Genomic DNA, 12,051 nt, shown 5'->3' with positions numbered 1-12,051 from the left:
GGATTGTATTGAGATAAACATATCCAGGCCACCGTGGCAACGGTGTAGGCCAGTAACAGCAGGGAGATGACAGAGAGTTTCATGGCTTGAGCTCCATAGGCATTCATCTTAGAAGCTGCTTACAATCTTATTGCGCAAGCGTGATCGGGGGTCATGCGCTGCTCAAAGTGCTCATGTACTGGAGTACATTCCGCTTTTTGCGCTGCGTTTTGTTACCTTCATCCCCGCTGACGCTCGCTCGCTACAGATTGTAATCAGCTTCCTAGTCATCATTTTAGGATGTACTTTCCCCAGGTCCAGTAATGAATTGTTCTAGTTTTGTTACCAGATGTGTTTATTTGTATAAGGCATGTACAATTTTTCCCTTGTTTTTCCTTAAAAACAGGGAAATCAGGAAATTTTCGGCTAAAGCCTTGAAATCGCATGGGTATATCCCCAATTGCAGGGGCAATGTACGTTTTTGATCGGGAGAGTAAGTATGCAAGAGCAAGAAAACCAGCAAGCGGAAAAGGTAGAAATACAAGACGCCGCCACGCCGGAAGTTCAACTGGATGGCGTAGTTTTAGGTGAAACAGTGCAGACTTCTGCGCCGGATGCTGCCCAGGCCGCAGCACCTGCACAAGATACTGCCGAGCAAGTGATTGCCAAGCTTGAAGCCAAAGTGCAAGAGTTGCAAGATTCTTTCATGCGCGCCAAGGCCGAGGGTGAAAACATCCGTCGCCGTGCTCAGGATGATATCAGCAAGGCACATAAATTTGCGATTGAAGGCTTCGCCGAAGCCATGGTGCCAGTCAAAGATAGCCTGGAAATGGCGTTGAAGATAGATACACCATCCATAGAAGCGCTGAAAGAAGGCGTGGAAATGACTTTGAAGCAACTCAGCGCTGCATTTGAAAAAAATCGCCTGAATGAAATCAGCCCTGCTCAGGGTGACAAGCTGGACCCCATGAAGCACCAGGCTATCTCCATGGTGCCTGCTGAGCAAGATGCCAATACCGTCGTGACGGTATTGCAAAAAGGTTATACCATTGCCGACCGTTTGCTGCGTCCGGCTTTAGTGACAGTAGCGCAAGGAAAGTAAGAAAAGCGTAAAAAACACGCAAAAAGTGCTTGAAAAGCGTGTTTTTTACCATATATCCGAAACAGACGAGTTAGTTGCAGCAAAAAGTGCACTGACTCACCAACATTGACAAAAAAATATACATTCTGAGGGAATTATCATGGGAAAAATGATTGGTATTGATTTGGGTACAACCAATTCTTGCGTTGCTATCATGGAAGGCGGTCAGCCAAAAGTCATAGAAAATGCAGAAGGTGCACGTACTACGCCTTCCATTATTGCTTATCAAGAAGACGGCGAAATCCTGGTTGGCGCATCCGCCAAACGCCAGGCTGTTACAAATCCTAAGAACACACTGTTCGCGGTAAAACGCTTGATCGGTCGTAAGTTCGAAGAAAAAGAAGTGCAAAAAGACATCGGTCTGATGCCTTACTCCATTTCCAAAGCTGACAATGGCGACGCATGGGTGTCCGTGCGCGATAAAAAACTGGCTCCGCCGCAAATTTCTGCAGAAGTTTTGCGCAAAATGAAAAAAACCGCTGAGGACTACCTCGGTGAAGAAGTGACAGAAGCAGTTATCACTGTTCCTGCTTACTTTAATGATGCACAACGTCAGGCAACCAAAGATGCTGGCCGTATCGCCGGTCTGGATGTCAAACGTATCATCAATGAGCCTACTGCTGCTGCGCTGGCCTTTGGTCTGGACAAAAAAGAAAAAGGCGATCGCAAGATTGCTGTGTATGATCTGGGCGGCGGTACTTTCGACGTCTCCATCATTGAAATCGCTGACGTAGATGGCGAAATGCAATTCGAAGTATTGTCCACAAACGGCGATACTTTCCTCGGTGGTGAAGATTTCGATCAACGCATCATTGATTACATCATCGACGAATTCAAAAAGATCAATGGTCTGGACCTGTCCAAAGACCCTATCGCTTTGCAACGTATCAAGGCATCTGCCGAACGTGCAAAGATAGAATTGTCGAGCGCGCAACAAACAGAAATCAACGAGCCTTACATCGCCATGGCCAATGGCGCACCTGTGCATTTGAACTTGAAAATCACACGTGCCAAACTGGAAGCCCTGGTTGAAGAACTGATCCAGAAAACCATCGATCCTTGCCGCATGGCGATCAAGGATGCAGGCGTAAAAACGACAGACATCGACGACATCATTCTGGTCGGTGGTATGACACGTATGCCTAAGGTACAGGACATCGTTAAAGAGTTCTTCGGCAAGGAACCACGTAAAGACGTGAACCCGGATGAAGCCGTTGCCGTTGGTGCAGCGATTCAAGGTTCCGTTTTGTCTGGTGACCGTAAAGATCTGTTGTTGCTGGACGTGACACCTTTGTCCCTGGGTATCGAAACCCTGGGCGGCGTCATGACCAAAATGATCCAGAAAAATACGACTATTCCGACCAAGTTCAGCCAGGTGTTCTCTACTGCAGACGACAACCAGCCTGCAGTAACGATCAAGGTCTACCAGGGTGAACGTGAAATCGCTGCTGGCAATAAAGGCCTGGGCGAATTCAACCTGGAAGGTATTCCACCATCAGCCCGTGGCACGCCACAGATTGAAGTGACTTTTGATATCGATGCCAATGGTATTTTGCACGTAGGTGCGAAAGACAAAGCCACAGGTAAAGAAAACAAGATCACCATCAAGGCCAACTCTGGTTTGACGGAAGATGAAATCCAGAAAATGGTGAAAGACGCTGAGCTGAACGCGGAGGAAGACAAAAAGGTCAAGGAATTGGCTGAGTCCCGCAATCAGGGCGACGCTTTGGTGCACTCCACCAAAAAAGCGCTGGCCGAGCATGGCGACAAGCTGGAAGCTGGCGAAAAAGAGAAAATCGAAGCCGCCATCAAGGAACTGGAAGATGTATTGAAATCCGGTGACAAGGCTGAGATCGACACCAAGCTGGGCGCATTGTCCACAGCATCACAAAAGCTGGGTGAAAAAGTCTACGCTGACATGCAGGCACAACAGGCAGCAGCAGGTGCGGCTGGCGGTGCAAGTGCGGCTGGTGCAGAAGCCAAACCTAAAGATGACGACGTTGTTGACGCTGACTTCAAAGAAGTCAAAGACGGCAAGTAATCCCTAGACTGACGGGCTTGCCCGTCATGACGCGCCGGGTGGCTCGCTTTGCGGTGCCGGCCCGGCGTTTGTGCTTAAGTTTGAGACTAAAGATCAGGCTCATTTGAGGCTGAAGTTCAAACTGATGTTCGATAATACTGAGGTTAACAAGAGATGGCGAAGCGTGATTTTTACGAGATTCTTGGGTTAGGCAAAAACGCCACCGAAGACGAAATCAAAAAGGCTTATCGCAAAATGGCGATGAAGTACCATCCGGACCGCAATCCGGATAACAAGGTCGCGGAAGAAAAATTCAAGGAAGCCAAAGAGGCTTACGAAATGCTTTCCGACAGCCAGAAGCGCGATGCCTATGATCGTTATGGTCACGCCGGTGTCGACCCGAATATGGGTGGCGGCGGTGGCGGTGGCGCAGGTGGCTTTGCTGATGCCTTCGGTGATATTTTCGGTGATATTTTTGGCGGTGGCCGTCGCAACGCAGGCCCGCAAGTGTATCGCGGTGCCGACTTGCGCTATAACCTGGAAATCTCGCTGGAACAGGCTGCCAATGGTTTCGATACCACCATCCGCGTACCTAGCTGGGATTCTTGCGATACCTGTCATGGCTCCGGTGCCAAACCAGGCACTTCACCAGTCACCTGTACCACGTGCGCTGGCCATGGCCAGGTGCGCATGCAGCAAGGCTTGTTCAGCATACAGCAGACTTGTCCCAAGTGCCATGGCACAGGCAAGATGATTCCTGACCCATGCCCTGCTTGCTCAGGCGTTGGTCGTATCAAGCGTAACAAGACACTGGAAGTTAAAATCCCTGCCGGTATCGACGACGGTATGCGCATACGTTCATCTGGTAACGGTGAGCCAGGCGTCAATGGTGGCCCGCCGGGTGACTTGTATGTGGAAATCCACATCAAGCAGCATCCGGTATTCCAGCGCGATGGCGATGATCTGCATTGCGAAATCCCGATTTCCTTTGTCAAGGCAGCATTGGGTGGCGATATAGAAGTACCTACCCTGAGTGGCAAGGCTTCTTTCACCGTGCCTGAAGGTACGCAGTCAGGCAAGACTTTCCGCCTGCGCAGCAAGGGTGTGAAGGGTGTGCGTTCTGGTTACGCTGGTGACTTGTTCTGTCACGTTGTTATCGAAACACCTGTGAAGCTGACAGAAAAGCAAAAAGAACTCTTGCGCGATTTTGAAAAGCTGACGGTAGAAGGTGGCCCCAAGCATAACCCTCAAAGCAAAACCTGGATGGACAAGGTCAAGAAATTCTTTGAATAAATCCGTCTAGTAGTTGTATTAAATCCGCATCAAAGCCTGCCTGTCTATGACGGCAGGCTTTTTTGTTGCTGGTGGGGATAGAATATACCTGTTATGTTGCATGTGAAGAATTCCATGAACCACAATGGTAGCATTCTGCTACTATTATGCAGCATTCAGATTGCTGTATCAGCCAGGGTCGGGGTAATCAGCAAGCAACAAATTGGCAGCCGTTTTTAGGACGCGTAAGGCTTAATGGATAAATCATACATAGGCATGTCCGCCAGATATCCCAGGCTATTTGCACTGGGAGCGGCATTGCTTGTGTTCCTGGGTTTTTGGGCTGTTGATAATAATGAACGCGCGCTGGCCATACAAAAGCAAAAAGTCGACATCATAGAAAAACTGGTGGTATTGCGCACCAAGCTGGGCACGGGCCTGACCTCGAATATTTCAGCTGCGCGGGTGCTGGCTGTCACCTTTGCCACCAAACAGGATTTATCCGAACAGGAATTCAAGGTCCTGGCGGCAGAAGTGGCCAATGCCAATCCCAGTATCCGCAACCTGGTACTGGTCAAGGGGACCATAGTCAATTATGTCTACCCCTATCAGGGCAATGAAAAAATCCTCGGTGCTGATTATCGCCAGTTGCCCCAGCAATGGCCGGTCTATCAGCGCATGATGGAAGAGCACAATATACAAATTGCCGGACCACTGACCCTGGTACAGGGCGGTATCGGGCTGGTCGTGCGCATTCCCGTGTATCAGCATGAAAGCCGGGATGAATTCCTCGGCTCCATCGCCATGGTGGTGAATTATGAGGCACTGCTGGAGCAGGCTGGCGTCACCCAAATGCAAAAGGAAATCAAACTGGCCATACGTGGGCGCGATGCCAAAGGCAGTAAAGGTGAAGTTTTTCTGGGGGATGCCAGCTTGTTTGAGGGGGATGCTGTAACTCAGAGCATCATCTTGCCTGGTGGCAGCTGGGAACTTGCGGCCTCTCCACAGGAGGGCTGGCAAGGCATGACCAGGCTGTCAAGATTCATTGAAGTCTTTGGCATCGTCGTTTGCCTCATGGTCTGGATGCTCAGTTATCAATCCATCATCAGGCAAAGACAGCGCGAATTGAATGCCCAGAACCTGCGCGAAAGCGAGGCCCTGCTGCGTCTGCGCAATGAAGCCCTGAGCGCCACTTCACAAGGCGTGATGCTGGCTGCCGTTGATGGACATATCAATTACGTCAACCAGGCCGCCTGCCACTTGAGTGGCTATAGCCAGGAAGCCCTGCATGAAAAGAAACTGGGTGATTTGTTCGCGCCCGTGGTGGCAGACCTGCTGACACAAGATGCAGCAGAAAGAAAGCCACTGACACTGGAATACAGTCGCCAGGGTGAAGCAGGGCAGCAAATCTGGCTGGAGTTATTACTGACGCCCGTGTATGACCAGCAGGGTGATTTGCAACAATATGTCGCTCTGTTGCGCGACATCACCGACAAGAAGCTGGCAGACAAAGAGCTGGAAATTGCCGCCATGGCTTTTGAGACCGAAGAAGGCATACTCATCACCGATGCCAGTTTGCAGATCTTGCGCGTCAATAAAGCGTTTACGCGTATTACCGGCTATGAAGCCAGCGAAGCCTTAGGCCAGAGCATGCGTCTGTTGGAGTCTGGCAGACATGACGAAGTGTTTTATACCCAGATGTGGGAAGAGATCAGCCGTCACCACCGCTGGCAGGGTGAGCTATGGAACCGCCGCAAGAATGGTGAAATTTATTCGGAAAGACTGGTGATTTCGGCAGTGCTGGGCAAAGATGGCAGCGTCACCAATTATGTCGGCTCCTTCAATGATATTACTGAGCACAAGGTGTCTGAAGAGAAAATCCATCAACTGGCTTTCTTCGATCCTTTGACAGGTTTGCCCAACCGTCGTCTCTTGCTGGACAGGCTGGCCAGGGCGCTTTCCATGAGCCGCAGGCATCAGCGCTATGGTGCCATCCTCATGATAGACCTGGACAACTTCAAGACCCTGAATGATACCCAGGGTCATAATATGGGTGACATGCTGCTGACCCAGATAGGCAAACACATTCAGGCCTGTGTGCGTTCTGACGATACAGTGTCCCGCACCGGCGGTGATGAATTCGTGGTCTTGCTGGAAGGCGTGCATGAAGACTTGCAACATGCCGCCAGCCTGGCCGAACATGTTGCTGAAAAAATCCGCCTGGCCCTGAGCCAGACCATCAATCTCGGCCATATCGATTACGAAAGCTCAGGCAGCATAGGCATCACCATGTTTGGTATGGAAGCCGTAGGCATAGACGAGTTATTGCGCCGCGCTGACATGGCGATGTACCAGGCCAAGGCCATGGGCAAAAATAACGTACGCTTCTTTGACCCCAGCATGCAGGCAGCGCTGGAATTTCGTACCGCCATGGAAACGGATTTGCGGCATGCCCTCATGCATGATCAGTTTGTTTTGCATTATCAATTACAAGTCAGCGCCTTGGGTGACCCGATAGGGGCAGAAGTCTTGCTGCGCTGGCGGCATCCTGGCCGTGGCCTGGTGTCGCCACTGGATTTCATCCCCCTGGCAGAAGAAACCGGCCTGATATTGCCCATAGGCTTGTGGGTACTGGAAACCGCCTGCAAGCAAATCGCCGTCTGGGCCAGTGACCCTGTTAAATCGGGCATGCAACTGGCCGTCAATGTCAGCGCCCGCCAATTCCGTCACCCTGGTTTTGTCGACGATGTGACACGCATCTTGCATGAGACAGGTGCCAACCCGGTCTTGCTGAAACTGGAATTAACAGAAAGCGTAGTGCTGGAAGAGGTCACCATCGTCATAGAAAAAATGCATGCCATCAAAAAACTGGGTGTTGGTTTTTCCATGGATGATTTTGGCACTGGTTATTCTTCCCTGTCCTACCTGCAGCGCCTGCCCCTGACCCAGCTCAAGATAGACCGCAGCTTTGTCCATAATCTGCCGGATGATGTGAATAATGCGAACATCGTGCGTACCATCATCAGCCTGGGTGCCAGCCTGGATTTGAACGTCATCGCCGAGGGTGTGGAAACCGAACAGCAACGTGATTTTTTATTGCAAGCCGGTTGCCAGGCTTATCAGGGTTACCTGTTCTGCAAACCCATTCCCATAGAGGAATTTGATCATTTTATCTCGCACAGACAGGCAACTGAAAAAGCCGACAGCCCCAAGTCTGAAATTCAGGTAAGCTAGTGCTGCGGCCTTCGTAACCCAAAGCGAGGCGAGTAGTTCACAAGTGGTATTAAAATAAAAGGGGAGACAAATGCAATTGAATACAACCGTAAGACGTTTGGCAGCAATGGCGCTGGCCTTGTGCGTCAGTGTGCAAGCCGGTGCCACAGAAGTAGCTGGTATTAAATTCGATGAAAGCATACAACTTGCAGGCACTGAGCTGAAACTCAATGGTGCTGGCATACGCTACAAGGCTATTTTCAAAGTCTATGCCGCAGGCTTGTACCTGAAAGAGAAAAAAACCACGGTGCCGGATGTCTTGGCATCCGCTGGCCCACGCCGCGTGACCATCGTCATGCTGCGTGACCTGAGCAATGAAGAATTCGGACGTGGCTTCATGTCCGGTATTCAGCAAAACACCGACAAGGCAGAAAAGTCCAAAATGACGATGCAATTCATCCGCTTCGGTGAATTGTTTGCCTCCGTGCCTGAACTCAAAAAGGGCGATGTCATGACCAATGACTGGGTACCTGGTGTCGGCACGGTAGTGGCACTGAATGGCAAAAAGATGGGCGAACCTTATCCAGACATCGCCTTCTACAATGCCCTGCTGCGCATCTGGCTGGGTGAATACCCGGTAGACCGCAGCCTCAAAAAAGCCATGCTGGCTGAGGAAGATACCCGCGGTCGTTGATCGCGCAAAAAGTGGCGGTCAGGGTAGCACAACAGCCTGTCCTAAACCGCCACCCATAGGCTGTACCCGCACCGAGTTTCACCAGCGCTATCAGGGCAATTGCAACTGTACGGGATAGTTTTTCTTGCCTATCCACACTCCAGATAAAACACCATCCTTGAGCTTTAATTCCATCTTGTAATTCTTGCCTTCAGGATCGGGGTTGGTTTCAGTGAATTCCAGCTGATTGTTTTTCAAGTCGCCGCTGAGCGGTATTGCTTTGCGGTGCTTGTCGTAAAAATAGACGGCAGTGTAGTGCTTGTCATCGCTGTACTGTATCAGCATGGTGATGGGATTATTCCCCAGGCTTGCCGTGCAAGACCTGCCCCTGCCAGCCATCGGCCTTTGCTACTCCCTCATTGAGCAATAAGGCGCGTCCATATGCATTCATATAGGGGCGCAAATTCTCAAAGCTGACATTGACGGCAATATCGCCTACGTCATCCAGTGCACGCATCGCATGATTGCTACATCTGCCCAGGAAAACGATGAGTTTGTCCTGCAAGAAACTGACTGAGCGCTGCAAGGGATGTTCATCTGTCTTCACCTGGCTCAGGCAATCTTCATTGAGGCTGATACGGCTTTCAATATCTTCAAGTTCTGCCTTCCTGGTTTTATTCTTCTGTGCTTTTTTCAACTGCGCATTCAGGGTGGCCAATTGCTGGCGGTAATGCCTGGTTTGTTCCACCTTGATTTGCTGTGCGAGGTATTTTTTCGCACTCGCTTGCAATACATCGTACAGCTCAAGGTGGCGGCCAGTCTGCAAGTCAAAATTAAAGTAAAGATGATTTAGCTCGCAGTAAGCGCCGCAGCCATCCATGGCTATACTCATTGATAGCAGGCGCTCACTTTGGTATTCGAGTTTGTAGTCCATGCTCGCGATACTTGCGGTATCCATATCGGTTTCACGCCATTCCTGCACATAGTTACGTGGCGGCAGAGATTCCAGTGTTCCCAGGTAGATGCGCTCATTGATGAGCCTGGCTATCTCCTGCTTCTCCATTTGCAGGTAAGGCATCACTAATTTATCCTGCCTGCGCATGCGCTCTTCTTCATCCCTGACCTTGAGTTTAATGCTGCTAATCGTCAAACCGGCAGCACCTGGAGCTGCTTGGGCACAGGCGCTCAAACCCAGTAAGACACTGAGCAGGAAAGATGGAATCAGGAAGGTGTTTTTATGCATACTCATTCAGTCAGATTTGTGCAAGATGGGAAGGGAAATTTTATCGTATGACCAGGGCTGAAAATTTATCAGACTTCTGTGCTGCCAGCTATCTTATATTTAGGCAGCAAACAGTGCAGGGAATGCTATTTGAATGAGGTATATCGAGTATTCAAAATCGCTTATTTCGCTATCGCTATATATAAGTGTATATTACGCTTCTTGTTCTACATTTCCTCTGGATATCTCATGCAAATCAAGACCTTGAGCAAATTACTTGCCAGTATTGCTTTCTGTGCAATTTCTGCTAACAGCCTTGCCGCAGAAGTCACTGTCTCTGCCGCTGCCAGCCTGACTAATGCCTTCAAGGAAATCGCGCAAAATTATCAGTCGCGATATCCTGAAGCCAAGGTATCCCTGAATTTCGGCGCTTCTGGCGCACTGCTGCAGCAAATTGCCAAAGGTGCACCGGTCGATGTATTTGCTTCTGCTGACCAGGAGAGCATGGACGAGGCGCAGAAACAGGGTTTGGTTGTCGCTGCAGACCGCCGTGATTTTGTTAAAAACACCCTGGTGCTGATTGCCCCTGTAGACAGTATCTTGTCCATCAAGCGTCTGGACGATTTGAACCAGGTGGGCGTCAAGCGCATCGCCATCGGCAACCCGGCCAGCGTGCCAGTCGGGCGTTATACCCAGCATGCTTTGACGGCAGCAAAGCTCTGGTCCGCGCTGGAAGCCAAGGCCATCTATACCCAGAATGTGCGCCAGTCGCTGGACTATGTGGCCCGTGGCGAAGTCGAGAGCGGCTTTGTGTATGCGACCGATGCTGCCATCATGAAAGACAAGGTCAAGGTCACCATGGAAGTGCCGCTGGATATCCCCATCACTTACCCCGTCGCCAAGATCAAGATCAGCACCAATGCTGAAGAAGCCAAACGCTTTATCGCCTTTTTGTTCATGCCGCAAAGCCAGGCTATCCTGACAAAATACGGTTTCCAGAAACCGTAAAACCTTAAGGGTGATTGATGAATCCAGCATGGACAGCCTTGCTATTGTCACTGAAAGTCGCGGGCTGGGCCACGCTGCTGAATCTGATTTTTGGCATAGGTGTGGGCTATTTGCTGGCACGCAAGCGCTTTCCTGGTCGTGACTTGCTTGATACGCTGTTGACCCTGCCCATGGTCATGCCGCCCACAGTACTTGGTTACTACCTGCTGGTCTTGCTGGGGCGGCGTAGCGCACTCGGCGCGTGGCTGCAGGATCATTTTGGCTTCAGTTTTATTTTTACCTGGCAGGGGGCGGTCATTGCGGCAGCCATTGTCGCCTTCCCGCTGGTATTCAAACCAGCACGGGCGGCTTTTGAGGCGGTCGATGGGCAACTGGAACAGGCGGCCAGGGTTTTGGGTGTTTCTGAAATGGCGGTTTTTTTTCGCGTGACTTTGCCGCTGGCATGGCGCGGCATTTTGGCTGGCGTCTTGCTGGCCTTCGCCCGCGCCCTCGGCGAGTTTGGTGCCACACTGATGGTGGCGGGCAGCATACCCGGCAAGACCCAGACTTTATCGATCGCCGTCTATGAAGCAGTGCAGGCCGGGCAGGATGATGTCGCCAATACCTTGGTTTTGCTGACCTCGGCTGTCTGTATTGCGGTCTTGCTACTGGCAGGCAAGCTGGCACCTGGCCGCATCGCCAACCGCATGTGACGCCTTTGAATATGAGTAGATACCATGCAATTTGACCTGCACATACACAAGACACTGCGATCCGGTCAGCGCAGTTTCAAGCTTGATGTCGTGGTTCGCAGCGATAGCCAGCGCCTCGTCATACTCGGCCCATCTGGCGCTGGCAAGAGCCTGGTGCTCAAAGCCATTGCCGGTTTGATGACGCCAGATACTGGTTACATCCATGTCGCTGGCAACACCCTGTTCGATCACACAGCCCGCATCAACCTGCCGCCACAGCGGCGGCAACTGGCTTATCTGTTCCAGGACTATGCCCTGTTCCCGCATCTGAACGTGGCGCAAAACATTGCCTTTGGTCTCAGCCATGGCTGGCGCAATCCTTCAGCCAAGGTGCAGGATGAGAAAGTCGACTACTGGCTCGAAGCCCTGCACATCAAAGCCCTGGCCAGGCAAATGCCGCATGAATTATCGGGCGGGCAAAAACAGCGAACCGCTCTGGCGCGTGCCCTGATTGCCGAGCCGCGTGCGCTCTTGCTCGACGAACCCTTTGCGGCACTCGATCAGCCCCTGCGTATCAGCATGCGCAGGGAACTCGACAGCCTGCAAAGGCAATTGAATATTCCCATGATACTCATCACTCACGACGCAGAAGATGCCCAGGTGTTTGGTGAGCAGGTATTGAATTTACAGGATGGGAAATTGCAAGCCAGTCAGGCTGTAGCTGGTCTCTCCAGCGCCGCTTAAGTTTTCCAGATATTTTTTTAACCACCGTTATATACAAGTTGCTATAACGTTTTTGAGAGTAGCCATGTTGTCAGGTTTTATTAAAACTAAATTCCTCACTATGAAGCC

The 12,051-nt window shown here is 50.9% G+C and carries 10 protein-coding genes; 8 read left to right on the top strand and 2 right to left on the bottom strand.

The features are described 5' to 3' along the window. Positions 1 to 478 precede the first annotated feature (478 nt). The 5 genes from grpE to ACO0LF_RS17785 all read left to right on the top strand — a co-directional run bounded on the left by grpE (position 479) and on the right by ACO0LF_RS17785 (position 8,319). Positions 479 to 1,081: a nucleotide exchange factor GrpE gene (gene grpE, locus ACO0LF_RS17805; RefSeq protein ID WP_423016334.1), complete on the top strand. Its 603-nt coding sequence runs from the start codon at positions 479 to 481 to the stop codon at positions 1,079 to 1,081. Between the two features lie 139 nt (positions 1,082 to 1,220). After that, positions 1,221 to 3,161: a molecular chaperone DnaK gene (gene dnaK / locus ACO0LF_RS17800; RefSeq protein WP_423016332.1), complete on the top strand. Its 1,941-nt coding sequence runs from the start codon at positions 1,221 to 1,223 to the stop codon at positions 3,159 to 3,161. Between the two features lie 153 nt (positions 3,162 to 3,314). Continuing rightward, positions 3,315 to 4,433, top strand: a complete 1,119-nt coding sequence (gene dnaJ, locus ACO0LF_RS17795) for a molecular chaperone DnaJ (RefSeq protein WP_423016330.1) — start codon at positions 3,315 to 3,317, stop codon at positions 4,431 to 4,433. 234 nt (positions 4,434 to 4,667) lie between these two features. Further along, positions 4,668 to 7,646: an EAL domain-containing protein gene (locus ACO0LF_RS17790; RefSeq protein WP_423016328.1), complete on the top strand. Its 2,979-nt coding sequence runs from the start codon at positions 4,668 to 4,670 to the stop codon at positions 7,644 to 7,646. Positions 7,647 to 7,716: 70 nt separating this feature from the next. After that, entirely contained in the window at positions 7,717 to 8,319 is a 603-nt protein-coding gene (locus tag ACO0LF_RS17785; protein WP_423016326.1) for a chalcone isomerase family protein, read from the top strand. Positions 8,320 to 8,409: 90 nt separating this feature from the next. Here the strand turns inward: ACO0LF_RS17785 and ACO0LF_RS17780 are convergent, their stop codons facing one another. Beyond that, positions 8,410 to 8,697 carry a hypothetical protein gene (locus tag ACO0LF_RS17780; protein WP_423016324.1) on the bottom strand — a complete coding sequence of 96 codons (288 nt, stop codon included), beginning with the start codon at positions 8,695 to 8,697 and terminating at the stop codon, positions 8,410 to 8,412. Continuing rightward, positions 8,654 to 9,541, bottom strand: coding sequence for a hypothetical protein (locus ACO0LF_RS17775; protein WP_423016322.1), 888 nt, complete (start codon positions 9,539 to 9,541; stop codon positions 8,654 to 8,656). The genes ACO0LF_RS17780 and ACO0LF_RS17775 overlap by 44 nt, the downstream gene beginning before the upstream one ends. Before the next feature lie 228 nt (positions 9,542 to 9,769). Here ACO0LF_RS17775 and modA point away from each other — a divergent pair, with 228 nt between their 5' ends. The 3 genes from modA to ACO0LF_RS17760 are packed head-to-tail and all read left to right on the top strand — an operon-like array spanning position 9,770 to position 11,943. Continuing rightward, entirely contained in the window at positions 9,770 to 10,528 is a 759-nt protein-coding gene (gene modA, locus ACO0LF_RS17770) for a molybdate ABC transporter substrate-binding protein (protein ID WP_423016320.1), read from the top strand. Between the two features lie 17 nt (positions 10,529 to 10,545). Then, the gene (gene modB, locus ACO0LF_RS17765) at positions 10,546 to 11,220 is read left to right on the top strand and encodes a molybdate ABC transporter permease subunit (RefSeq protein ID WP_423016318.1); all 675 of its coding nucleotides are present in this window, start codon (positions 10,546 to 10,548) and stop codon (positions 11,218 to 11,220) included. A 24-nt stretch (positions 11,221 to 11,244) separates the two neighbouring features. Beyond that, the gene (locus tag ACO0LF_RS17760) at positions 11,245 to 11,943 is read left to right on the top strand and encodes an ABC transporter ATP-binding protein (RefSeq protein ID WP_423016316.1); all 699 of its coding nucleotides are present in this window, start codon (positions 11,245 to 11,247) and stop codon (positions 11,941 to 11,943) included. The last annotated feature ends 108 nt before the right edge of the window (positions 11,944 to 12,051 follow it).

The sequence above is a fragment of the Undibacterium sp. Di27W genome (assembly GCF_049340345.1).
Lineage (GTDB): Bacteria > Pseudomonadota > Gammaproteobacteria > Burkholderiales > Burkholderiaceae_D > Undibacterium.
This window is presented reverse-complemented; position numbering and strand designations above follow the sequence as displayed.